Raw genomic sequence first — 23,207 nt, forward strand, 5'->3', positions numbered from 1 at the left:
ATCTCTTTACGAATCTGACTTCGGACGTTGTCCGAGGAAGAAGGACGAGGACTTCAGCGGCGTGAAAGTCGGCCGCTTCAGGCCGGCGCCGAGCAGCGGCGCGGTGTCGACAGGTGCCGTGATGGAGGCGGTGGTCCTGCCCTGCGGCGCATCGGGCGTGCAGGTGCCGGCGACGAAGGTCGGCTCCGGGCCAAGCGCCGTGCCGCGGCGGGCGTACTTGTCGTAGGCCAGCGGCAGGGTGTTGTTCAGGCCCTCATGGCCGAGGCCGCCCTTGGCGTCGATCGCCATCATCTCGCTCTGGCACATCTTGCCGGTCTCGACGCACATGTTGAGGATCAGGCGGTAGAGATCGGAATCGACGGTGCCGTAGCGCCGCACCGGCTCGTTCTGGCTGGGCTTTTCGAGCTGGAGATATTCGGCGCGGCCGAGCGAGCCGCCGCCGGACTTGGCGCTTGCGATCCAGGCGTCAAAGCCCTTGTCGTCGAGACCCTGGAAGTTGAAGTGCATGCCGGAGAAGCCGGCGCCGCTGTAGTTCGCGGAAAAGCCCCGGTAGGTGCCGGCGTGGTTCACGACGGCGTGGAGCTTGGTCTCCATGCCCGGCATCGCGTAGATCTGGCCGGCCAACGCGGGGATGTAGAACGAGTTCATCACCGAGGACGCGGTGATGCGGAAGTTGATGGGGCGATCGACCGGAGCTGCCAGATCGTTGACGGTGGCGATGCCGTAGTCCGGATAGATAAAGAGCCACTTCCAGTCGAGTGCGACGACGTCGACCTCGAGCGGGGCCTTGGATTGGTCCACGGCGCGGTCGGCATGGATGCGGCCGAGCATGCGATAGGGGTCGAGCAGATGCGTGCCCATCCAGGTCAGCGCGCCCAGGCAAACGATGATCAAGAGCGGCGCCGACCAGATCACCAGCTCGAGGCTGGTCGAGTGGTCCCATTCCGGCTCGTAACGGGCGTCGGTGTTGGACTGGCGGTAGCGCCAGGCGAACAGCACAGTCAGCGCCATCACGGGGACGACAATCAGGAGCATCAGGACGGTGGAGATGATGACGAGGTCGCGCTGTTGCGCTGCGATATCGCCGGCCGGAGCCAGCACGACGTAGTTGCAGCCGCTGAGCGCAACCGCCAGGGGTAGCAGCGCCAGGATCTTGAAACGGGACACGGGCCGAGCCTTATGAGAATGAGTTTCTTTTGCGGGGCCAAGGGGTAGCTGCGGCGCAGCAATCCGGACATTGGACAATTTGTCCAATGTTGCAGTGCGGGATGTTACGTCAGACAGGGCTCGATTGCCTGGCGCCTCGCCGGGCGGTCGGCTTTGGTTTCAGGACGTTAAGGGCGCGCGAATGGCGACGGCACAGACCCCCGCAATGGCAGACCACTCGGGCGAGCACGGCCACGACCAGGCCAGTCCAGGCGAGATCGCTATCGGCGTCATCATCGGCCGCACCTCGGAATTCTTCGACTTCTTCGTCTTTGCGATCGCCTCGGTGATCGTCTTCCCGCGCCTGGTGTTTCCGTTCACGAGCGAACTGACCGGCACCCTCTATTCCTTCATGATTTTCGCGCTGGCCTTCATGGCCCGGCCGATCGGCACCGTCATTTTCATGACGGTCGACCGCGGGTACGGCAAGACGGCCAAGCTGATCTCGGCGCTGTTTCTGCTCGGCACCGCCACCGTCGCGATCGCGTTCCTGCCCGGCTATCACGAGATCGGCGCTGCCGCGATCTGGCTGCTGGCGCTGGCGCGCATCGCACAGGGTCTGGCCTGGGGCGGCGCCTGGGACGGCATGGCCTCGCTGCTGGCTCTGAACGCGCCGCCTTCGCAGCGCGGCTGGTACGCGATGGTGCCGCAGCTTGGCGCGCCGCTCGGTCTGATCGTGGCGAGCGGCCTGTTCGCCTATTTCGCCGGGAATCTCTCGGCCGACGATTTCTTCGATTGGGGCTGGCGCTATCCGTTCTTCGTCGCCTTTGCCATCAACGTCGTGGCGCTGTTCGCGCGCCTGCGCATGGTGACGACGGAAGAATATGCCTCGCTGTTCGAGACCCGCGAATTGCAGCCCTCGCGCATCTCCGAGACGGTGGCGCGCGAAGGCCAGAACATCATGCTCGGTGCGTTCGCGCCGTTGGCAAGCTTCGCGCTGTTCCACATGGTTACGGTGTTTCCGCTGTCCTGGGTATTCCTGTTCACCCGCGAAAGCCCGGTGCGCTTCCTGATCATCGAGATCGTCGCCGCCGTGTTCGGCGTCGGCGCGATCGTGCTCTCCGGCGTCATCGCCGACCGCGTCGGCCGCAAGTCGCTGCTGATGGGATCGGCGATCGCGATCGCGATCTACAGCGGCTTTGCCCCGCAGCTGCTCGATGCCGGCGCGTTCGGCGAGACCATCTACATGGTGATCGGCTTCATCCTGCTCGGTCTGTCGTTCGGCCAGTCGTCGGGCGCGATCGCGTCGAACTTCAAGCAGGCGTATCGCTACACGGCCTCGGCGCTGACCTCCGACATGGCCTGGCTGTTCGGCGCCGGCTTTGCACCGCTGGTCGCTCTGCTGCTTGCCACCAATCTCGGCGTCATCGCCTCGGGAGCGTACCTGCTGTCAGGCGCGTTCTGGACCTTGCTCGCGCTCTGGCTCAGCGGCCAGCGCGAGGCCGGCGATATGGACGCGGGGCGCTGATCGGGCGGAGCTTGAAGGGTGGGCAAAGGCGCGTAAGCGCCGTGCCCACCACCTTTCGACAATCCTGGCCGGAAATGGTGGGCACGCTTCGCTTTGCCCGCCCTACGGCAGTTTAGTGTATGTCAATCCGCCACGACCTTCACACGATCGCGCACCTTCACCTGCGCGTTGCGATCGAGCCCGTTGAGGACGCGGAAGCGCTCGGCGGGGTGATCGACGCCGGCCATGCGGTGGGAGAGCGATTCCACGGTGTCGCCGGGCTGCACGGTGATGACCTTGATGCGCAGCGGGCGCGCGGCCTGGATCTCGTCGAGCGTCAGGCGGCGGAATGAACCGACGGTCTCGCGCGCATTGCGCTCGCTCTCGGTCGATTTCTGCCGGGCCGCGAAGATGAAGCGGTAGACGTCGCTGCCGAAGCGCAACGCATAGACCTTGAACTGCCACTGGTCGCCCTTGGCGGTGGCGGAGGCAGCCGGAAAACCGTTGATGGTGATGTCCTCGGTGGAGGCCTTGTCGACGCCCTCCATCCAGCCGGAATTCAGGTAATCGCCGAGCGACTGTTCGGCCGGCACCCGCACGACGTCGAAACGCATCGCCTGCGAGCCGCCGTCGCGCACGCCGATCACGGCCTGCGCGGTGTTGTCGAGCGTAAAATTGTCCGGTGCCTGGAAAGTGAAGCCGAGCTTCGGATGCAGGAAGCGCCGGCCGCGGACAAAACCTTCGCTGGGGTCTTCGCCGTAGACGAGATTGTCGATCGCGGCGAGGTAGGTCTCGCGGTCGCGCTCGCCGCCTTCTGGCGCTGCGTATTGCCGCGCGATGGTCTGCGCGTTCTGCACGCGCTCAGGCGTTGCCGGATGCGATGAGGTGAAATCCTGAGCGCGCGGATCGAGCGAGGTCTTGCCGACCTTCAGCTCGGCATTGCGCTCCATCGCCGAGAGAAAGCGTGCGGCACCATAAGGGTCGAAATGCGCCTTGGCGGAAATGCCGACGCCGACCCCGTCGGCCTCGAACTCCTGATTGCGCGAAAAGCTCGCCATCGTCAGCTTGGTCTTGGCGAGCGCGAGCGCGGTGAGATCGGGATCGTTGCTCATGTCGGTGACGACGCGGGTGACGATCGCCGCCTGGCGGGCCTGGTCCTCACGCATCGCGGCGTGCTTGGACAGCACATGCGCCATCTCGTGGCTGAGCACGGAGGACAATTCCGACGTATCGCTGGCCAGCGCAAGAAGGCCGCGTGTGACATAGAGCTGACCGTTCGGCAGCGCGAAGGCGTTCACCGCGCCGGAATTGAGGATCGTGACCCGGTAACCCTGATCGGGGCGGTCGGACGCCGCGACCAGCCGGTCCACGGTCTTGGTGACAAGCGATTCGAGCCTGGGGTCGTCGTAGGTGCCGCCATAGCTCGCCAGGATGCGCTCGTGCTCCTTCTCGGTGGCGGGGGTCTGCGCGACGGCCGGCTTCGGCTTGGGCATCGCGACGGTCGGCGGGGCCGCCGCGGTCTGGAACCGGCCCATATCGCCGCAGCCGGCGAGGGCTGAACCCAGCACGAGGCATAGCGCAGCCGGCGCTGCCCGCAGGCGGCGGCGTTCACCTCGTCCGTGCCGTCCTAGCACCCCATTCACGTCGCTTAACCCGTGCCTGGCCCCTTTTAGGGCCTTACCCCTGTCGGCTCGTTTGCGCCCAGCAACTCGATCTGTCCCACGAGGCGTACATCGATACGCGGCCCCGTATTCCCCTCAGCCCAGCCCCGGACACGAATACGTTTATTTTCCAGAGACTTAAGGACGATCCCGGCGCCTTCGAACGCGGGTACCATGCGCCTTGAAATAGTCACGGCGAAGCCGCGTGTCCAGTTCCGTCCGAAGTTGAGGTAGGTCATTGCCCCAGCTTGCCGGACCGACAGGACTTTGCCCTCGACCACCACAAAACGCCCGATCCCCGCCAAAATATCGTCCGGACTTTCCGCGTTTTTTATGGCCGACGGGTCAGCCCAGCTGCCCTTTTTTTGGCGCCTCGCCTCGGCCTCCGACGCCATCAGGGCGGCCGCGCAGTCCTTATCGGCGATCTCGGCGGAGACGATGGCGTCGCCCTGGGCGAGGAGCGTCGCCTGCACGGAGATGTCACCCTCGCCGACAAAGACCAGCGCGCCCTGACGGCCATAGCGGTCGGGCGTGTCGTCAGCGCTGCGCAAAATAACGTCGCGACCGACGAGCAGCGTGGTCAGCGCCTGCTTCGTGGTCGCAGTCGGCTCGATGCCGGTCAAGCGGATTTCCCGGCCGTCATCGAGACGCAGACTGCGCGCATCGATCGCGGCGACGCGGCCTTCGCCCTGGGACTCGAACTGGCACGGCGTGGCGGACGCACCGCGAGCCGCGACCAGAAGACATGCGACGATGAGATGAAGCAGTCGCGTCACGTTGCCCGGAAAGGTTGCGTTGCGCTCCAACCATAACTCAAGCGCGGTGGGGCGCGAAGACTGTTTGTTCATACTCCGTCATTGCGAGCGCAGCGAAGCAATCCAGAGTCCCTCCGAGGAAAGATCCAGGATTGCTTCGCTGCGCTCGCAATGACGGCGGAGGCACTCTTCCGCATCTCGTCATTCCGCTTTGCGGAAAGCGCGTGTTGATCGTTCATCTGCATCGTCCCGCGCGCTTGCTGCGCTGTCGCGCATGCGGCATGATTGCGACAACACCAATAACCAAGCCGCCATTAGAGACAGGCGATCAAGGGAGGTCTTTTTCGATGAAGCATGTTTTGTCGGGCATTTTCGCTGCTGCGCTGGCGCTGAGTGCAAGCGCCGTGCAGGCGCAGGACAAGCCGCCACTGAAGATCGGCGGTATCCTCGACATGTCGAGCCTCTATGCCGACATCACCGGCCCCGGCAGCGAGACCGCGGCCAAGATGGCCGTGGAGGACTTTGGCGGCGAGGTGCTCGGCCGCAAGATCCAGGTGCTGGCTGCCGACCATCAGAACAAGGCCGATCTCTCTGCCAACATCGCTCGCGACATGCTCGACAATCAGGGCGTCGAGATGATCTACGACGTCGCGGCCTCCGCGACTGCGCTTGCCGCCGGCGAGATCGCGAAAGCGCGTAACAAGATCATCATGTTCAACGGCCCGGGCTCGATCCGCCTCACCAACGAGGCCTGCGGTCCCTACACCATCCACTACGTGTTCGACACCTACGGTCAGGCCAATGTGACCGGCCTTGCGGCCGTGAAGTCCGGCCTCGACACCTGGTACTTCCTCACCGCCGACTACGCCTTCGGCCAGGATCTGGAGAAGGACACCAGCGCCGTCGTGACCAAGACCGGCGGCAAGGTGCTCGGCAGCGTGCGCCATCCGCTCAATACGTCGGATTTCTCGTCGTTCCTACTCCAGGCCCAAGCCTCGAAGGCAAAGGTGATCGGGCTCGCGAACGCCGGCGGCGACACCGTCAACGCCATCAAGCAGGCCGCCGAGTTCGGCATCACCAAGGGCGGCCAGAAGGTCTCGCCGCTGCTCGCCTTCGTGACCGACATCGACTCGATCGGGCTGGAGACCGCGCAGGGCCTGTTGCTGGCGGAAGCCTTCTACTGGGATCTGAACGACGACACCCGCGCGTTCTCGAAGCGCTTCCAGGAACGCATGAAGCGGCCGCCGACCTCGGCGCAAGCCGGCGTCTACTCTTCCGTGACGCACTATCTGAAGGCCGTGAAGTCGGCCGGCACGACGGACGCTGCAACAGTCATGAAAGTGATGAAGGAGACGCCGATCAACGACTTCTTCGCCAAGAACGGCAAGATCCGCGAGGACGGCCGCATGTTGCACGACATGTACCTGTTCGAGGTCAAGAAGCCGTCGGAATCCAAGGGCCGCTGGGACGACTACAAGCTGCTCGCCACCGTGCCCGGCAGCGAAGCGTTCCAGTCCCTGGAGCAGTCGCGCTGCCCGTTGGTGAAGAAATAAACCTCGTCATTGCGAGGAGCGAAGCGACGAAGCAATCCAGGCTGTCTCCGCGGAAACATTTCTGGATTGCTTCGCTTCGCCCGCAATGACGAGCGTCGATAGACCGAAGCAAAGAACAGCAAGGGAGACGTCCCATGAACGACATGGTCCTGCAGAAGCTCGAAGGCGGGCTGCTCACCATCACCATGAACCGGCCCGAGCGGAAGAACGCGCTCAACCCGGACATGGTCGCCGGGCTGGTCGTGGCGGCACGGCGCGCGGCTGATGATCCGGAGGTGCGTGCGGTCTTGTTCAAGGGCGCGGGCGGCAGCTTCTGCGTCGGCGGCGACGTCAAGTCGATGGCCGAGGGCCGGGCGCCGCTGCCGTTCGAAGTGAAGATGGCGAACCTGCGCCGCGGCATGGAGGTGTCGCGCATCCTGCACCAGATGCCAAAACCCGTGGTGGCGCAGCTCGACGGCGCTGCCGCCGGCGCGGGTCTGTCGATGGCGCTGTCGTGCGACCTCCGCGTCGCCTCCGAATCCTGCAAGATCACCACCGCGTTCGCAAAGGTCGGCTTCTCCGGCGATTACGGCGGCACCTATTTCCTCACCCAGCTGCTCGGCAGCGCGCGGGCGCGCGAGCTCTATCTGACCTCGCCGGTGCTGACGGCGAAAGAAGCGCATGCGATCGGCATGGTGACCAAGGTCGTGCCCGACGCCGAGATCGACGCGGCCGCGCACGAGCTCGCACTGTCGCTGGCACAGGGGCCCTCGATCGCGCTCGGCTTCATCAAGCGCAACATCAACAATGCCGAGCATCTGGCGCTGGAGGATTGTTTCGACGGCGAGGCGATCCACCACACCCGCTGCAGCGATACCGAGGATCACAAGGAGGCCACCAAGGCGTTCGTCGAGAAGCGCAAGCCGACCTTCAAGGGCGCATGACGATGGCGCCCTATATGCGGTTGCGGCAGATCTGCCTGGTCGCGCCGCAGCTCGCGCCCGTAATCACCGATATCGCTGATATCATGGGTCTCGCTGTCTGCTACCGCGATGGCAATGTCGCAAAGTACGGCCTGGAGAACGCGCTGCTGCCGGTCGACACGATCCTGCTGGAGGTGGTCGCGCCGTTCAAGGACGGCACCACGGCCGGCCGCTTCATCGAGAAGAGCGGCGGGCGCGGCGGCTACATGGCGATCTTCTGCTGCAACGATCCCGACGAGCGCGGTCGTAACGCCAACGCGCTTGGCGTGCGCACCGCCAACGTCATCGACCACGCGCCCTATCACGGCGTGCAGCTCCATCCCCGCGACTGCCGCGCCGCCTTCATCGAGTTCAACCACACCGAAGGCAGCGACGACATTTTGGGTCCGTATCCACCGGCGGGGCCAGACTGGCAAAAATTCATCCGCAAGGACGTGACGCAGGCGTTGACGAGCGTGGAAATGCAGAGCCCGGATCCGCAAGGGCTGGCCGAGCATTGGGGCAAGATCATCGGCGTTGCGCCGAGCGGCGATGCTGAACTGAAGTTGCCCAACGCGACCTTCCGTTTCGTGAAGGGCGCCAGCGAAATCATGAGCGCGCTGGAGTTTCGGGTCGCTGATGTTGCCGGTGTGTTGCACGCCGCGAGGGCGAAGGGACATGCCGTGGCGGGCAACGAGTTCTTGCTCGGCGGGGTGACGTTCCGCGTCAGTTGAGTGCTTGGTAGTGATCCGTCACCCTGAGGTGCTCGCCTCTTGGGCGAGCCTCGAAGGGCGACGGCCACCAGCGGGGCCGCTCATCCTTCGAGGCTCCCAGCGCGATGCTAGGCATCGCGCTGGGAGCACCTCAGGATGACGGATTGAGAGAGGGCGTGCGGCGCGACCCTGCCGCAATCACCTTCCCTTGAAATTCGCCGCGCGGCGCTCTTCCGTGGCTTTCACGCCTTCCTTGAAGTCTTCCGTCGCGCGCAGGCGGGTCTGCTCCTCGAGCTCGTGATTGGTCGCGGCCATGACGCGGTCGGCCAACCCGGCGCGCATCGTGGCGCGGGTGGAGACGAGGCCGAGCGGGGAGCATTCGGCGATTTCGCTGGCGAGCTTCAGTGCGGCCGTCTTGACCTGGTCCTGCGGCACCAGTTCGTTGGCGAGGCCCCATTTGAAGGCCTCCTCGCCGGTGACGCGGCGGCTGGTGTAGAACATCAGCTCGGCGTTGTTCTTGCCGATCAGCTCGGGCAGCGTCACGGTCAGGCCGAAGCCGGGATGAAAGCCAAGCTTGGTAAAGTTTGCGGAGAATCGCGCTTCGGGGCAGGTGACCCGGAAGTCCGCCGAGACCGCGAGGCCCAATCCGCCACCGATGGCGGCGCCCTGCACGGCCGCGACGATCGGCTTCTTGGCGCGGAAGATGCGCACGGCCTGGATATAGAGATGGTTGATCGCCCCGAGGCTGTCGGCCGGATCGCCCTTTGCCGTCTTGTCGGCTTCGCGTGCCTCTTGCGCCTGCCGTGCCGGATCCTGGAAATTCGCGCCGGCGCAAAACGCCTTGCCCTGCGCCGACAGCACCGAGGCGCGAATCTCGATGTCGCGATCGAACGCGTCGAGCGCGTCCGCGATCTGGTTGATCAGCGAAATGTCGAAGAAGTTCAGCGGCGGGCGGCGGATCTCGATGGTGCCGACGTGACCAACTTTCTCGACGCCGATATCTTTGTAAGTGCTCATGATGTCCTCGGAGAGTTAGCGCAGACCAAGCCCGCGGGCGATGATGCCGCGCAGCACCTCGGTGGTGCCGCCCTGGATGGTGAGTTTCGGCGCGGTCTTGATCGCGAAGTCGAGCTGCCGCTCCAGCGTCTCGCGGTTGGTCGCGGTCTCCTCGACGAAGGCGGCGAGATCGCGCACGCGATGCGGCAGCTGCTGCTCCCACACCGTGCCGATGTCCTTGACGATGGACGCTTCCACGACCGGCTCCTTGCCGGCCTGCAACATGCCCGCGACCGAGACCGACATGCGCCGCATGGTGTGGAGCTGCGCCACCAGCCGGCCGATGCCTTCGGCACTGCGGGTATCAGGATCGGGGCCGACAGCGCGAACCAACTCGGTCAGCACATAATAGGTCTCCAGGAAGCGCTCGGGGCCCGAACGCTCATAGGCGAGCTCGCTGGTGGCCTGCTTCCAGGCGCCGTCGACTTCGCCGAGCACATGGTCGTCGGGCACGAAGAAATCGGTGAAGACGACCTCGTTGAACTCGTACTGGCCGGTGATCTGGCCGATCGGGTTCACCTGGATGCCCGGCTGCTTCATCTTGACCAGGAACTGGGTCAGGCCGTGACGGCGGTTTTCCTTGGTCGGCTGCGACGTCCGGAAGATCGCGATCATGTAGTCGGCGATATGCGCCGACGAGGTCCATATCTTGGTGCCGTTGATGAGATAGCCGCCGTCGGTCTTGGTCGCTCGCGTCTTCGCGGCGAACAGGTCCGAGCCGGAGTTCGGTTCGCTCATGCCGATCGCGAAGCAGATCTCGCCGCGGCAAATGCGCGGCAGGATGTCCATCTTGATGTGCTCGGGCGCGTATTTGATCAGCACCGGCCCGCTCTGGCGGTCGGCGACGAAGAATCGCCGCGTCGGCGCGTTGGCGACGCGCATCTCCTCCGTCACCACGTAACGTTCGAGGAAGGAGCGTTCCTGGCCGCCATATTTTTTCGGCCATGTCATGCCGAGCCAGCCCTTGGCGCCGACCCGGCGGGAAAATTCCGGCGCGTCGGTGTCTTCGCGGTTGGGCTTGTGCGGATCGAAGGTGCCGGCGGCGATCTCTTCGGCGAGGAAGGCGCGCACTTCCTTGCGCAATTGCTCGCATTTCTCGGGCAGACGGATCGGATCGAAACGGAGGGCAGCGGTCATTGTTGTCTCGTCCCTGGTCAGCGCGAAGCCACGAGCGGCCACAATTCGTCGGCGCCGCGGTTTGCAATGAGCTTGCCGAGCTCGACGGCCCAGTGGCTCTCCGAACCGAAATCGTCGCGCCAGGCCAGTGCACGCAGCGAATAGCGGTGCAGGATGTGCTCCAAGGTGAAGCCGATCGCGCCATGGACCTGATGCGCAATGGCGCCGCCCTTTTCCGCGGCTTCCGCGCAGCGGATTTTTGCCGAGGCGGCTTCGAGATAGACCGCGTCGTCGAACGACTTTGCGTTGGCGATGGCGTCGGCCGCGGAGGTCGCCGCGGCCAGGGCGGCAGCCGACTCGCCGGCAAGGCGGGCGAGATTGTGCTGCACGGCCTGGAATTTCGAGATCTTCTTTTCGAACGCGACGCGCTCGTTGGAATAGCGCACGGAGATGTCAAGCATCGATTCCAGCGCGCCCGCGATCTGAAGGCTGCGCGCGGCGCCGCCCATCAGCATCATTGTGGTCTGGTCAAAGCCGCTCGGGGCGGGCTTGGCGGTGACGGGCTGCACCTTGTCGAGCGTGACGGTGTCGCTGTGGTCGTAGCCGACATTGAGCCCGGTCTCGATCCGGCCCTTGCTCGCATCGACCAGCGCGATCGAGGCGCCGTCCTTGCCGTGGACCAGCACTGCGAAGTGCTTTGCCGCCTTTGCGAAGGGCACGCCGCGGGCGCGGCCGGAGAGCGCACCATCGGCATCGCGCGTGATCCGATCCTTCGGGGATGCCGGCAGCACCGTCATCTCGCCCTCGGGGGAGGCGATCTTCGCCTGCGCCAGCAGCCAGCCGGCGAGCATGGTCTCGGCCAGGGGAACCGCGACTGCGAAACGGCCGGCCGCGTTCAGCAGCGCAAAGCCGTCGGCAAGGCTCGCGCCGGAGCCGCCGAGATCGTCCGGCACCCAGGCCAACGGCAAGCCGGCTTCGCTCAGCGCCTGCCACAGCGGCGCCTGCCACGAATCCTTCTTGTCGTTGTTGACGGTCTGCGGATCGGCGAGATTGGCGAAGATTTTCTCCGCGGTCTCGACGACGATATTGTCACTCTCCGCCACAGCGTTCCCCGTGTTTTGCCATTGGCGCTTCCCGCCCCGTGGGCGGACGCGCAGGTTCTTCTTGCGCCCGATGATCCAAAAAAGCCATGGCCCTGACAAGCGCTGATCGCAGGTCAACCTGCGGCGCGGGCATGGGCGATGAGCTAATTCCGCTTAGCGGAGTTTGCTCGATTTGCAGGGCGCGGCAAACTCGCTAAACAGAATGTCGATACTCAATCAAGGGGAAGGAAATCCGGATGGCAAAGGACAGTTTGTGCGTAATCGTGACGGGGTCCGCCTCCGGCCTGGGTGCTGCGACCGCGGAAATTCTCGCACGGAGCGGAGCGCGGCTCGTCATCAACTATTCCTCGAGCCAGAAGGAAGCGGAGGCGACCGCTGAGCTGTGCCGCAAAGCGGGCTCACCGGAAGTTCTGGTCGCGCAGGGCGACGTCTCCAAGGATGACGATTGCCGCAAGATCGTTGCGGCAGCTGGCGCCTGGGGCCGGCTCGACGTGCTCGTCAACAATGCCGGCACCACCAAGCATGTCGCTCATGCCGATCTCGATGGATTGTCGGCGGAAGATTTCCAGCGCCTGTACGGCGTCAACACCATCGGCCCGTTCCAGATGGTGCGCGCGGCGCGCAGCCTGCTCGAGGCGGGCGCCAAGGCCTCTGGGCGGCCGTCCGCCGTGGTCAACATCTCCTCCGTCGCCGGCATCAGCGGCGTCGGATCGTCGATCGCATACGCCGCGAGCAAGGGCGCGCTCAACACGATGACGCTGTCGCTGTCGCGCGCGCTGGCGCCGCTGATCCGTGTCAACACGGTATGCCCGGGCTATATCGATACGCCCTGGTTCACCAAAGGCCGTGGCGAGGCGGGCGCCAAGCAAGTGCGCGACAGCGTCGTGGCCAAGGTGCCGCTGAAGGTCGCATCATCGGCGGAAGACATCGCGCAACTCGTCTGCTTCCTGGCGATGCCGGCCTCCAGCAACATGACCGGCGAGGTCGTGCGCATGGATGCGGGCATGCATTTGGTGACGTGAGGGCGCGGCTAGCGCGGCAAATACGGGCGTCGTCCCGGCGAAGGCCGGGACCCATAACCACAAGAGGTAGTGAGGCGCGAAACCGGGAATTGCTAGTCTTCGCCAAACTGAATTCGGTGGCTATGGGTCCCGGCCTTCGCCGGGACGACACCGAGTATGTTGATAGCTCACACTGGCGCGCTACCCCTTGATCACGCCGCTCGCCACCAGCCGGTGCCAGATGAATAGCACCACCACGGCGCCGATGGTGGCCATGATGAATCCCGCGCCCTGGTCGGGACTGTAGTGCCCGATGGCCTGGCCGATGAAGGTCGCGAGAAACGCGCCGGCGATGCCGAGGATGGTGGTGAGGATGAAGCCGCTCGGATTGTTCGGTCCCGGCGCCAGCCAACGCGCGATGAGGCCGGCGACGAAGCCGACGACGATGATCCACAACAAGCCACCCATGCTCATGTCCGTGCTTCCCTCGTTTGACTAAACTAAATCAGACTCTGCCCGCGATCTCATGTTCGGTCGGCAGCCGTCCGTCCGGCGTCAGATGATCGACCACCTGCGGCAGATACTGGCTGAGGCCGGAGAGCAGCTCGTCACGAGACAGGCCGCTTTGGGCGGACAGGCTCTCGATCTGGTCGGCGCCGAGCGCATTGGCGAGATCGCCTGGTGCGATCGCCTTGTTCTCGCCCTTGCCGACCCAGGTATTGGCAGCGTCGCCATGACCGCTCTGCTGGAGCTGGTTGAGGAGATCGCCGAGCCCGCCGCTGAGCACGGTGCCGGCCGCGCCGCCCGCGAGCAGGCCGCCAAGGCCGCCCTTCAACAGGTCACCGAGGCCACCGCCAGCGCCCGCATTCACCGGCGGGGGGAGATGCGTCGGTGCCGGAGACGGCTGCGGCGCGCTGCCGGTCTGGTTGCCGCTCAAATGCTTGAATGCCTTCCAGGCGAGCAGGCCAAGGAGGGCCATGGTCATGGGCGACATGCCGCCGCTGGATGAGGATTGTGAACTCGGCGTGCTTGGGCCGCGCGGGCCGTTCTGCATGCCGTTGAGGACGTCGAGCAAACCCATGGCGTTCTCCTTTGGCGCTTTCTTGCCGGTAACAAGCCCCGTTCGAAAACATATGAGGCTGTCATGACGGTTACAAGGCGATTGCGCCGCAACTGCGGGAATGGGCAGCAGGCACAGCCTCTGCTATCGAGGGCAGATCGTTAAAGGGGGCAAGCCGAGGTGATGACGGATCGACCGATCGTGGTGGCCGGCGCAGGCGCCATCGGATGTTTCGTCGGCGGCACCCTGGCGGCTGCCGGCCACCGCGTCGCGTTCCTGGTGCGGCCGCGGGTGAAGACCGAGATCGAGCGGTTCGGCCTGGTTCTGACCGATTTCGACGGCTCCGAGACGAAGCTCGACCCAGGCCGCCTCGCGCTGTCGGAAGATCCCGCGATCTTTCACAGCGCCGGCATCGTGCTGGTCACGGTGAAGAGCGCCGACACGGCAGGTGTCGCCGACCAGATCGCGCAGCATGCGCCGCAGGACGCCGTCATCGTCTCGCTGCAAAACGGCGTCGGCAATGTCGCGGTGCTGCGCGAGCGCCTCGGCGACCGCCGCGTGCTCGCCGGCATGGTGCCTTTCAACGTGGTCGGGATGGGCGAGGGCCGCTTCCACCGCTCGACCTCCGGCGACATTCATGTTGGCGAAGACGACGCGAACACGGCCGCAGCGCTGTCGGTGCCGGGGCTCGCCATGCGCGCGAGCCGCGACATCACCGGCGTACAATGGGGCAAGTTGATCATCAATTTGAACAACGCGCTCAGCGCCTTGTCCGATATGCCGCTTGCCGCGCAATTGGCGAACCGCGACTGGCGAAGGCTGTTCGCCGACCAGATGGCGGAAGGGCTGGCTGCGATGAGGGCCGCGGGCATTACACCGGTCTCGGCGACGCCGATCCCGTCATCCTGGACGCCCAGCTTGCTGAGACTGCCTGATTCGATTTTCAAGCTGATCCTGGGACGGACCATGAAGATCGATCCCGAGGCGCGTTCCTCGATGTGGCAGGATTTGAAGCAGGGCCGCAAGACCGAGGTCGACTATCTCCAGGGCGCGATCATCGCGCTCGCCGAACAAAACAATGTCGACGTGCCGCTGTCGCGCCGCATTGTTGCGCTGATCAAAGAGGCTGAGGCTGCGGGCAAGGGCTCACCGCGGCTGACGCCGCAGCAGGTTCGCGGATAACGCATGAGTTCAGGCTGCGCGACGGGAGGAGCAACGATGAAACGTCGTCTGACGATCGGATTCGCGTTGACCGTGCTCTGCGCCGCGTCCTCGGTCGCGGAGGCCCGGCCGCCGACGGTCATGAACTCTCCCGGCTATGACAGGCGATTGCAGGAGAGCAGGTCGCAATTGGGCAGTTCTCCGACGACAACGGCGCCTGCGAATGCGCCCGTTGCGTCTCCCAAGCGCAGCAAGAAGAAGCCTCCGAACTGAGGATGTAAGCGCGGTCTCCATCACCCCGTCATTGCGAGCGCAGCGAAGCAATCCAGAATCCCCACGCGGAAAGACCCTGGATTGCTTCGCTGCGCTCGCAATGACGGCGGAGACTCAGCCCTTCTTCGCCGGCTTGCTCGGCGTCGGGCTGAACAGCTTCTTGATGTCGTTCAAACCATCCGACAGCCGCGGCCATTCGCAGGAGAACGAGCCCTTGGTGCAGGGCGCGCCCTTCGGCCGCGGCCGCGCGTCGCCGATGGCGGCCTGCTGGACTTTCGGCCGCTCGACCGGCACCGGCACGCGCTCGACCTCGGTTCGCAACGCGACCCGCTGGAGCTGCTGCACTTGTTGTTCCTGCTGCTCGCGCTGCTGGCGCGCGGTGGCCTGCGCGGCTTCATTGCTGCGGCGCTGATTGGCGAGATAGGCGGTGTAGGCTTCGTCGATCTTCTTCTGCTCCTCCGGCGTCGGATTGGGGCCGGCGATATCGAAGGTGCGGTCCTGGAGGAAATCGTAATAGGAATAGCCGCCGCCTGCCTTGCGCCGGCCGGCGAATTTGGCGTTGCAGTCGGCAAGCGCAGCCGTCTTCTCGGATTTGGTCGTGGCTTTTTCGGCGGCGTCGGCGCAGGCCTCGAAGTCAACAGGCGCGCGCTTCCACCATTGTGCCTGGGCATGCGACGGCGCCAGCAGGAAAAATCCTGCTGCGGCAACCACAAGCGCCGCACGACGCGATGCAACTACGTCCGACATTCTACGAGAGCATTCCTTGCAAAACTCAACCCGAGCTGAGTCGGACTGATTTTTGCCCCTTTATGGCCGGCTTGTCACCCATGGAACCCGGGAATTTCATGGCTGCGATGCTGACATTTTTTGCTTGACGTGGCTCAGGAGTCACAGCGTCACTTCATCCTGCGGTCGCCTCATTGGCGACGCCAAGAAAACGAAGTGGAAACGCCTGATGCTGCTGCCCCTGTCCGATGTGCCGCGCTGGTACGCCGAGCGCAAACCGCAAGGCACGATCGCCGTCCGTCACGGGCAGGATACGCTGACATGGGATGCGCTCGAGCGCGGCGCCAACCGGCGCGCGCGGGCGTTCATGGCCAAGGGCGTCAGGCCCGGCGACTTCGTCGCGATCGGTTTGCCGAACGGCAATGCGTTCTTCGAGACCTCGTTTGCGGTGTGGAAATGCGGAGCGACGCCGACCTCGCTGTCATGGCGGCTGCCGCGCGGCGAAGCCGCCGCGGTGCTCGACATCTTGAAGCCGGCCCTGGTGGCTGGCGGCGAAGTCGACTGGAACGCGCCGAACCGACTGCCTGCGGATTTCGTGCCGGAAGGCTTTTCGGACGAGCCGCTCACCGCACCGGTGGCGCGCTATTGGAAAGCCATGACCAGCGGCGGATCGACCGGCCGCCCGAAGGTGATCCTCGATCACCAGCCGGCGGTGACCGACACCATCGCCACGCCGCCGCTCAACATCCCCTTCGGGGTCTCGCTGCTCAATCCCGGTCCGCTCTATCACAATGCGCCGTTCATCGTGTCGCATTACGCGCTGTTCACCGGCGGCCAGCTCACCGGCCTCGTCAAGTTCGATGCCGAGGAGGCGCTGCGGCAAATCGCGCGCGAGCGCGTGCAATGGGTCAATTTCGTGCCCACCATGATGCACCGGATCTGGGCGCTGCCGGAGCACGTGCGCAACGCCTACGACGTCTCGAGCCTTCAGACCGTGTTTCATATGGCTGCACCCATGCCGCCCTGGCTGAAGGAAAACTGGATCGCCTGGCTCGGACCTGACAGGGTCTGGGAGCTCTATGGCGGCACCGAACGCCAAGGCTCCTGCATCATATCAGGCACGGAATGGCTGACGCATAAAGGCTCGGTCGGCAAGATCGGCGAGACGGCGAAGCTGCGTGTCATCGGCGAGGACGGCAACGACGTCGCGCCGGGCGAGACGGGCGAGATCTATTTCCTCAACAATGACGGCCAAGACGCCACCTATCACTATCTCGGCGCCGAGCCGAAGCGGCGCGCCGATGGCTGGGAATCGCTCGGCGACATCGGCCGGCTGGACGCCGAAGGCTATCTCTATCTCGGCGACCGCCTTGCCGACATGGTCTTGCGTGGCGGTGCCAACATCTATCCGGCCGAGGTCGAGGCGGCGGTCTCCGAGTTCCCCGGCGTGCGGTCCTGCGTGGTGGTAGGACTGCCCGATCCGGAATTGGGCCAGCGCGTGCATGCCATCGTCGAGCCGGAGCCCGACGCGGACGGCCAGACGATCGCCGACGGCATGGCGGATTTCCTGAAGGATCGGCTCAGCCGCTACAAGCATCCTGAAAGTTTTGAGATCGTCAGCGCCCCGCCGCGCGATGATTCCGGAAAAGTTCGCCGCACCATGTTGCGCGACGAGCGCGCAACATGGATGAAGGAAGGGCGCGCCTTCCGGATTTGGCCGGCGAAGGCGCGGGCGCACGCAGAGTAAAGGGCGCACGCCAAGTGAGGCAATGACAAGGATTTTGGGACATGACCATCACCATCGCTGCGAACTCCGTGCCGAAGCCACCGGCCGCGATCATCGAGGGTTTTCGCGGTGCGCCGACCTCGGTCATTTCGGACAATCTCGGGCGGCTGCCGGGCGCAGTGGGCCTCAAGCCCTATCATCACGGCGCCAAGCTGGTGGGCACGGCCTTCACGGTCCGCACCCGTCCCGGCGACAATCTCGCCATCCACCGCGCGCTCGAGCTGGTGGGCCCCGGCGACGTCATCGTGGTCGACGGCGGTGGCGACGAGACGCGCGCGCTGGTCGGCGAGATCATGAAGACCATCGCGAGGTGGCGCAAAGCCGAAGGCTATGTGATCGACGGCGCCATCCGCGATGTCGCATCCTTCGCGGCCGACGACTTCCCCTGCTACGCCCGCGCGGTGATCCACCGCGGCCCCTACAAGAACGGCCCCGGCGAGATCAACGTGCCTGTTTCGATCGGCGGCAGCGTGATCTCGCCCGGCGACATCGTCGTCGGCGACGAGGACGGCGTGGTGTCGTTTGCCGCCTCCGGTGCCGCGGCGTTGCTGGATGCCGTGCGGGCCCAGGTCGCGCGCGAGGAGGAGACGCTGAAGGCGATCCGCGAGGGCCGTTATCAGGGCTCGTATGGCAAATCCTGAACAGAGAAAAAGAAGGGGAGGATGGCGTGAGCCAGAAGGACGAATTCCACAATCTCGACGACACAGCCGGCGGATTGTTTCGCGAGCTCGCGGCAGGCGTGACCACGCGCATCTTCTCCGGCGAGCAGGCCATGCTGTCGGTGGTGACCCTGGCGCCGCATGCGCAAGGCACGCTGCACCATCATCCCGAGGAGCAATGGGGCGTGCTGCTCGACGGCTCCGCCATCCGTGTCCAGGGCGATGAGGAGATTGCCGTGAAGAAGGGCGATTTCTGGCGCACGCCCGGCAACGTGCCGCACACCATGCGCGCCGGCCCCGACGGCGCTCGCGTGCTGGACATCTTCAGTCCGCCGCGGCCAGAATACAGAAAAGCGGGATCCGGTTTCGGAACGACCTAAAGCGCCAAGAGCAAAAGCCGGGCGCGAGAAAACAGGGGAGGGATACCATGACGATCACACGACGGACGCTGCTCGCAGCGCCGGCTATTCTCGCGATGACGCCGGCGTTGGCGCAGGCTTCAAAAATCACGCTGGTGGTGCCGTTTCCGCCGGGCGGATCGACCGATGCGATGGCGCGGCTGCTCCAGAGCCATCTGCAAACCAAGCTCAACCGCATCGTCATCGTCGAGAACAAGTCGGGCGCCGCCGGCGCGCTCGGTGCGGCGCAGGTCGCCAAGAGCCCGCCTGATGGCTCGACGTTCCTGGTCACCTTCGATTCCCACGCGGTGATCCCCTCCATCCTCGACAAGCCGCCCGTCGATGTCGAGCGCGAGCTGATGCCGGTGTTGCTGGTCGGCACCGCGCCATATGTGATCGCGGCCGGTGCGGGCCGTCCCTACAAGAGCTTCGCCGACGTGGTGGCGGCCTGCAAGGCGACGCCCGGCGCGGTGAAATATGCCTCCGTCGGCATCGGCACGCTCGGCCATCTCGCCATGACCGTGCTCGGCAACAAGGCCGGCGTCGAGATCATGCACGTGCCCTATCGCGGCGGCGGCCCCGCGATGAACGACGTGCTCGGCGGCCACGTCGATCTGATCGCGGGATCTGCGGCGCTGGTCGCAGCCCAGCTCGGCACCAACATGCTGCGCCCGATCCTGCAACTCGGCCGCGAGCGGCTGCCCGGCCTGCCGGATACGCCGACCGCGATCGAGGCCGGCTTCCCGGATTTCGAGACGCTGGCCTGGTGGGGCATCTTCGCGCCGACGGGGACGCCGCCGGACATCGTCGCAGCCCTCACGACGGCGTCCAAGGAGATCCTGAGCGAGCCCGCCACCGCGGCGCAGCTCAAGGAGACCCAGCAGATGACGCTGCTGCTTGAGGATGGTCCCGCCTTCAAGACCTTCTTCGACAGGCAGGTCGCCACTTGGGGTAAGGTGGTGAAGGACAACAATATCCGGGCGTGAGGCTGTCCGGCTGGCGTTTGCATTGATCGAGGTGAGGGCTTCCGATCCCGCCTCCGCTTTGATATGAAGCCCCGGTAACCCGCTCTGCGGGTTCCGCGGTCCCGTAGCTCAGCCGGATAGAGCGACGGTTTCCTAAACCGTAGGTCGCATGTTCGAGTCATGCCGGGATCGCCAGCTAAAACAGTCACTTATAAAGAACTGGCTGTCGAAGATTAGTAGATTCACGCGGCCTGGGTAACAAACGGGGTAACGCACGGAGTCCTTACCCGGGCATCCGCGGGCCCTTGCCACTAGCAGCAACGGTTGTTGAAAGAGCGATAACCTCTCCAGGCTGTAACAGGGGTTTGATTCCCCTAGGGAGCGCCATCCGTCAAGTGAAATCCAGAAACTACATAGGTTTAGCAATAGCGCCTGGCTAACCGGACGAGCTGGTTAGCCATGCTTTTGTTCGCGCTTCGGTCTTGCGCATCCGTTTACGATCTGGAAGGGATCAGTAACGGAGCGAACATGAACTTTAAAAGCAGTACAGATCAAAGCTTGCTTGCCATGTGGCAGAGCATTCGGCGGCAAGTGGCCGCCGATGATGCCACCGGTGGTCGCTACCGCTTCATTGGACCGAACGTTCGCGCTTACGCCGAACAGCTTCAAAACGAAATTGAGCACCGCAAGTTGCGGTATACGCCCATCCGCTGGCAATAAAATGCGACATCAATATTTGGACGTGCCGCCCGACGTGCGCGAGCTTGTTGAGAAGACTATTGACCAGACCGAGAGGCATTCTCGTTCTTTTTTTGAGCATGCCAAATTGCCGGGCGATCTTGCACTGAACTTCGCGCAACAGAACGTCGCCACTTCATTGGAATACGCGCGGCAGCTTGCGGCGGCGAAAAGCCTTCAAGAGGTTGTTTCACTTCAGGCGGAATACCTGCGGAATCAAATCGAGCACGCAAGCCAGTTCATGCGTGAGTTCACGCCAAAGGTTTAGAGCTTCCTGTAAGTAACGTGCGCCGTTGCGAACGGAATGCCAGCACGACTGGCACTTCCACGGACAATGCACGCGCGATCATCAATCGCGTAGAACCAATCATCGAAGTTCAGCTTGAACGACTTGTGCAGCGAAGCCCGCCGTATGCCTGCGCAAGCCAAGCGCTTGTTGAGCAACACCGGCACATGCGTGCATGACGGACCCGGCGCTGTTATGGCGCCTGAGCCAAGCCCGTCGCCAACGCAATGACTCAGAGGCATCTTCCGGCGCTCAACGAAAAGGGCCACCCAGGCGAGGGGCATCCCATTCGCCTTAGCGACCGGATATGGTGCCGGGGGGCTGCAGAGCTTTGCGGAATGCCCCGTTCTTCAGAAGCCCCTTCCACTTGAAGAGCTTCAGCGATGCTTAGGGTCGCTGTTGCCCTAACAAATGCCGGTCGTTTGTTGCATCACTCGAGCCAAGTCATTTTCGGTGAAAGGCTTTCTAAGCAATGGTAGTCCACCCTTCCGTTGCTCGCGCCCTGACAGTTGAAGCATCTTCAGGGATGGACGAATGCGTCGCGCTCGTTCGGCCAGTTCATGACCATCCATCCCCGGCATGTTTATGTCGGTGATCAGGATCGAGATTTTTTCGTTAGTGCGAAGCTTGTCCAAAGCTTCGAAGCCGCTATGGGCGGTGACTACTTCACCCAATATTTTCCAGCATGCTTGCGATCACATCGAGCACGTCAGGATCATCGTCTACTATCAAAACCGTGTGGGTCATGGCGACGGCCCCTCGCCAGGTTAACATATGTGAATGGCGTATGTTCCTTGGGAAGCTCGCGTGGCGAGTGTGCACTTTGTAACCAAAGCTAATTAGGGGAGCGGCTAGGAACGCGAAGAATTGAGTCCCGTTAAATCCGTATGCCGCGAGAGATAGCAATAGCATTGTGGTCGTTAGCCGCCGCCTCCGTGGTGGCATTCAGTTTGGCGGCGTTGGTCTCTCCTCACTAGCGCTGCCTTGGAGGGATCGCCCGCCAGGCGGCCCTTCCTCTCACAGCCATGCGAAATAGATTTGCACTCCGTCGATGAGGCGCGCTTAACCATCCGCTAACCAACGGTCTTCCGTTGAATTTTAACGCATTTCGGGTTTCCTTGGCAGAAATCGGGAAAATCCGGCATGGCGGAGTCTGCTATTCAAAGTGCGGCGGTGGCGGACGCTCGCACCTTCAATCATAAGTCTTCTAAAAAGCGCGCCCGCTTGCGGCGGCAGATGTACCTTGCGCAGATGGTCAGCTTCATCTTGGATGCTGCTATCCTATTTCTCTACTCCCTCAACGGCACCATACCGGCTTTCGCTTCAGCCTGGTACCTCGCGGCAGGAGTTGGGTGGACCGCGATAACGTTGATCCTGTCAGAAATGCACTTCAATGACCGCTTCCAGGATCACTACCTCACGGTGCCGCAGAGTCTCGGAAGCATAGGCATCCAACTAGCCGCAATCTATTTCATTCCCCAGGTCGGATTCTATTTCGCCTGCATCGTCTTCGTGGTCCTTGGGTTTGGGGCACTCCGTATGTCTGCTCGGCAGACCGGCATCGTTTGGGCGTATGCTGCGATTGGCCTTACGTCCATCTTTACTCTGACTCACCAGCCCATCGCCATGCCTATGGAGTCGTTTGCAGAGCGGCATCTAACTTTGCTGTGCTTTGTCACTGCTCTTGGCCGATGCGCGTTCACCGGTCTCTATGGCGCTTCTCTCCGCGAAGCGCTTTACAAGCGCGGCAATGAACTGAAGGTTGCGCACGCCAAGATCGAAGAGCTTGCACACATCGATGAACTCACCGGTGTGCTAAACCGGCGCTACATCTTGCGCGGTTTGAACGATGAAATGGCACGGGCGCAACGTGCAGGTACGCCGTGCGCAGTCGCTATTTTGGACATAGATTTCTTCAAACGCATCAACGACGGCTATGGTCATCCAACCGGTGACGAGGTTCTGCGAGGCTTTGCAATCACGCTTGCTGCCAACATGCGTTCCATAGACAAGCTTGGCAGATATGGCGGCGAAGAATTTCTTGTGGTCATGCCGCTTGGCTCGAAGGATCAAGCCCTTTCGGCAATGGACCAACTGCGGCAAATTATTTCAGAACTGGACTGGAATTCTATTTCAGACGAATTACGCGTGACGTTCTCCGCAGGCATAGCGCAGGTTCGCCCCAATGATGCGCCGGAGGACATCTTGGCGCGCGCTGACGCAGCCCTGTACAAGGCGAAGGATGCAGGCCGCAATCGTGTCATGACTAGTTGACGCCGCTAAACCAGCTTGAACTTGTCTAGCGGTGCTTGGTGAACAAGCTCGCCATCTGCGTCGGTGACGAGGACCTTGTAACCTTTGCCCTGCAATTCGGGCCGGGTCTCGGATAATTCCTGAGCCAACCGATTAGCGACTTGGATGGCAACCGACGAGTCCTCAAGCAACTGCCCGCCCTGATCGGCGACCGTTTTGCTGTCGACTAGATCGAAATGGTAGCGAGGCATGCGCTTTAAATCAGCCATGCCGCTTTCGTTCCAAGGCAAGCCCCGGCCGATAGCTTTCACCACCTGCCGGGCCGCCGCGCTCAACGTCCGGACGCCTCA

The 23,207-nt window shown here is 63.6% G+C and carries 25 protein-coding genes, 1 tRNA gene and 1 pseudogene; 15 read left to right on the forward strand and 12 right to left on the reverse strand.

The window, feature by feature from the left end; all coding sequences use genetic code 11:
- Positions 1-6 precede the first annotated feature (6 nt).
- Positions 7-1,167, reverse strand: a complete 1,161-nt coding sequence (gene cyoA / locus IVB48_RS30075; RefSeq protein WP_247405788.1) for a ubiquinol oxidase subunit II — start codon at positions 1,165-1,167, stop codon at positions 7-9.
- Between the two features lie 181 nt (positions 1,168-1,348).
- On the opposite strand from cyoA, the gene IVB48_RS30080 reads away from it, so the two are divergent.
- Positions 1,349-2,674: an MFS transporter gene (locus tag IVB48_RS30080; RefSeq protein WP_247405790.1), complete on the forward strand. Its 1,326-nt coding sequence runs from the start codon at positions 1,349-1,351 to the stop codon at positions 2,672-2,674.
- A 122-nt stretch (positions 2,675-2,796) separates the two neighbouring features.
- On the opposite strand, the gene IVB48_RS30085 is transcribed toward IVB48_RS30080, so the two are convergent.
- Both IVB48_RS30085 and IVB48_RS30090 read right to left on the reverse strand, forming a co-directional pair.
- Positions 2,797-4,188, reverse strand: coding sequence for a M48 family metalloprotease (locus tag IVB48_RS30085; RefSeq protein WP_247406456.1), 1,392 nt, complete (start codon positions 4,186-4,188; stop codon positions 2,797-2,799).
- A gap of 134 nt (positions 4,189-4,322) precedes the next feature.
- On the reverse strand, positions 4,323-5,162 hold the full coding sequence (locus tag IVB48_RS30090) for a thermonuclease family protein (protein ID WP_247405792.1): 840 nt from the start codon (positions 5,160-5,162) through the stop codon (positions 4,323-4,325).
- Between the two features lie 254 nt (positions 5,163-5,416).
- Between IVB48_RS30090 and IVB48_RS30095 the strand changes: the two genes are divergently transcribed.
- The 3 genes from IVB48_RS30095 to IVB48_RS30105 all read left to right on the forward strand — a co-directional run bounded on the left by IVB48_RS30095 (position 5,417) and on the right by IVB48_RS30105 (position 8,297).
- Positions 5,417-6,622 (forward strand): ABC transporter substrate-binding protein, encoded by a 1,206-nt coding sequence (locus tag IVB48_RS30095; RefSeq protein WP_247363033.1) that lies wholly within the window; start codon positions 5,417-5,419, stop codon positions 6,620-6,622.
- A gap of 134 nt (positions 6,623-6,756) precedes the next feature.
- Positions 6,757-7,545 (forward strand): enoyl-CoA hydratase, encoded by a 789-nt coding sequence (locus IVB48_RS30100; protein ID WP_247405795.1) that lies wholly within the window; start codon positions 6,757-6,759, stop codon positions 7,543-7,545.
- A 2-nt stretch (positions 7,546-7,547) separates the two neighbouring features.
- On the forward strand, positions 7,548-8,297 hold the full coding sequence (locus IVB48_RS30105) for a hypothetical protein (protein ID WP_247283050.1): 750 nt from the start codon (positions 7,548-7,550) through the stop codon (positions 8,295-8,297).
- 177 nt (positions 8,298-8,474) lie between these two features.
- Here IVB48_RS30105 and IVB48_RS30110 read toward each other — a convergent pair whose 3' ends face one another.
- From IVB48_RS30110 to IVB48_RS30120, 3 genes are read right to left on the reverse strand one after another with little or no spacing between them, the layout of a single operon-like run.
- Complete coding sequence (locus IVB48_RS30110; protein ID WP_247405797.1) at positions 8,475-9,293, reverse strand: enoyl-CoA hydratase/isomerase family protein; 819 nt, start codon at positions 9,291-9,293, stop codon at positions 8,475-8,477.
- Between the two features lie 15 nt (positions 9,294-9,308).
- A complete protein-coding gene (locus tag IVB48_RS30115; protein ID WP_247405800.1) occupies positions 9,309-10,469 on the reverse strand; it encodes an acyl-CoA dehydrogenase family protein in 1,161 nt (386 codons plus the stop codon).
- Positions 10,470-10,486: 17 nt separating this feature from the next.
- Complete coding sequence (locus IVB48_RS30120) at positions 10,487-11,551, reverse strand: acyl-CoA dehydrogenase family protein (protein ID WP_247405802.1); 1,065 nt, start codon at positions 11,549-11,551, stop codon at positions 10,487-10,489.
- 236 nt (positions 11,552-11,787) lie between these two features.
- On the opposite strand from IVB48_RS30120, the gene IVB48_RS30125 reads away from it, so the two are divergent.
- Positions 11,788-12,573: an SDR family oxidoreductase gene (locus IVB48_RS30125; protein ID WP_247405805.1), complete on the forward strand. Its 786-nt coding sequence runs from the start codon at positions 11,788-11,790 to the stop codon at positions 12,571-12,573.
- A gap of 180 nt (positions 12,574-12,753) precedes the next feature.
- On the opposite strand, the gene IVB48_RS30130 is transcribed toward IVB48_RS30125, so the two are convergent.
- Positions 12,754-13,026 carry a GlsB/YeaQ/YmgE family stress response membrane protein gene (locus IVB48_RS30130; RefSeq protein ID WP_196236584.1) on the reverse strand — a complete coding sequence of 91 codons (273 nt, stop codon included), beginning with the start codon at positions 13,024-13,026 and terminating at the stop codon, positions 12,754-12,756.
- Between the two features lie 31 nt (positions 13,027-13,057).
- Positions 13,058-13,633, reverse strand: a complete 576-nt coding sequence (locus IVB48_RS30135; RefSeq protein ID WP_247405809.1) for a YidB family protein — start codon at positions 13,631-13,633, stop codon at positions 13,058-13,060.
- A gap of 159 nt (positions 13,634-13,792) precedes the next feature.
- Between IVB48_RS30135 and IVB48_RS30140 the strand changes: the two genes are divergently transcribed.
- Entirely contained in the window at positions 13,793-14,794 is a 1,002-nt protein-coding gene (locus IVB48_RS30140) for a 2-dehydropantoate 2-reductase (protein WP_247405813.1), read from the forward strand.
- Positions 14,795-14,830: 36 nt separating this feature from the next.
- Positions 14,831-15,046 carry a hypothetical protein gene (locus tag IVB48_RS30145; RefSeq protein ID WP_247405816.1) on the forward strand — a complete coding sequence of 72 codons (216 nt, stop codon included), beginning with the start codon at positions 14,831-14,833 and terminating at the stop codon, positions 15,044-15,046.
- A gap of 114 nt (positions 15,047-15,160) precedes the next feature.
- Here IVB48_RS30145 and IVB48_RS30150 read toward each other — a convergent pair whose 3' ends face one another.
- A complete protein-coding gene (locus IVB48_RS30150) occupies positions 15,161-15,793 on the reverse strand; it encodes a hypothetical protein (RefSeq protein ID WP_007599309.1) in 633 nt (210 codons plus the stop codon).
- A 208-nt stretch (positions 15,794-16,001) separates the two neighbouring features.
- On the opposite strand from IVB48_RS30150, the gene IVB48_RS30155 reads away from it, so the two are divergent.
- The 7 genes from IVB48_RS30155 (at position 16,002) to IVB48_RS30185 (ending at position 20,586) form a co-directional block, all read left to right on the forward strand.
- Entirely contained in the window at positions 16,002-17,519 is a 1,518-nt protein-coding gene (locus IVB48_RS30155) for an AMP-binding protein (protein ID WP_247405818.1), read from the forward strand.
- 41 nt (positions 17,520-17,560) lie between these two features.
- Positions 17,561-18,199, forward strand: a complete 639-nt coding sequence (locus tag IVB48_RS30160; RefSeq protein ID WP_247405821.1) for an RraA family protein — start codon at positions 17,561-17,563, stop codon at positions 18,197-18,199.
- Positions 18,200-18,225: 26 nt separating this feature from the next.
- A complete protein-coding gene (locus tag IVB48_RS30165; protein ID WP_247405825.1) occupies positions 18,226-18,597 on the forward strand; it encodes a cupin domain-containing protein in 372 nt (123 codons plus the stop codon).
- Positions 18,598-18,644: 47 nt separating this feature from the next.
- The gene (locus IVB48_RS30170; RefSeq protein WP_247405827.1) at positions 18,645-19,601 is read left to right on the forward strand and encodes a tripartite tricarboxylate transporter substrate-binding protein; all 957 of its coding nucleotides are present in this window, start codon (positions 18,645-18,647) and stop codon (positions 19,599-19,601) included.
- A 97-nt stretch (positions 19,602-19,698) separates the two neighbouring features.
- Positions 19,699-19,775 (forward strand) — tRNA-Arg (locus IVB48_RS30175).
- Between the two features lie 333 nt (positions 19,776-20,108).
- Positions 20,109-20,300 (forward strand): hypothetical protein, encoded by a 192-nt coding sequence (locus IVB48_RS30180; protein WP_247405830.1) that lies wholly within the window; start codon positions 20,109-20,111, stop codon positions 20,298-20,300.
- A gap of 22 nt (positions 20,301-20,322) precedes the next feature.
- Entirely contained in the window at positions 20,323-20,586 is a 264-nt protein-coding gene (locus tag IVB48_RS30185; protein ID WP_247406458.1) for a phasin family protein, read from the forward strand.
- On the opposite strand, the pseudogene IVB48_RS30190 reads toward IVB48_RS30185, so the two are convergent.
- Positions 20,583-20,708 (reverse strand): annotated as a pseudogene (locus tag IVB48_RS30190) (DUF3833 domain-containing protein); the annotation flags it as partial. The gene IVB48_RS30185 and the pseudogene IVB48_RS30190 overlap by 4 nt on opposite strands.
- A 300-nt stretch (positions 20,709-21,008) precedes the next feature.
- Positions 21,009-21,278 (reverse strand): response regulator, encoded by a 270-nt coding sequence (locus IVB48_RS30195; protein WP_247405833.1) that lies wholly within the window; start codon positions 21,276-21,278, stop codon positions 21,009-21,011.
- Positions 21,279-21,747: 469 nt separating this feature from the next.
- Between IVB48_RS30195 and IVB48_RS30200 the strand changes: the two genes are divergently transcribed.
- Complete coding sequence (locus IVB48_RS30200; protein WP_247405835.1) at positions 21,748-22,878, forward strand: GGDEF domain-containing protein; 1,131 nt, start codon at positions 21,748-21,750, stop codon at positions 22,876-22,878.
- Positions 22,879-22,883: 5 nt separating this feature from the next.
- On the opposite strand, the gene IVB48_RS30205 is transcribed toward IVB48_RS30200, so the two are convergent.
- Complete coding sequence (locus IVB48_RS30205; protein WP_247405837.1) at positions 22,884-23,192, reverse strand: hypothetical protein; 309 nt, start codon at positions 23,190-23,192, stop codon at positions 22,884-22,886.
- Positions 23,193-23,207: the final 15 nt, after the last annotated feature.

It is taken from the genome of Bradyrhizobium sp. 76 (assembly GCF_023073025.1).
Classification (GTDB): Bacteria; Pseudomonadota; Alphaproteobacteria; order Rhizobiales; family Xanthobacteraceae; genus Bradyrhizobium.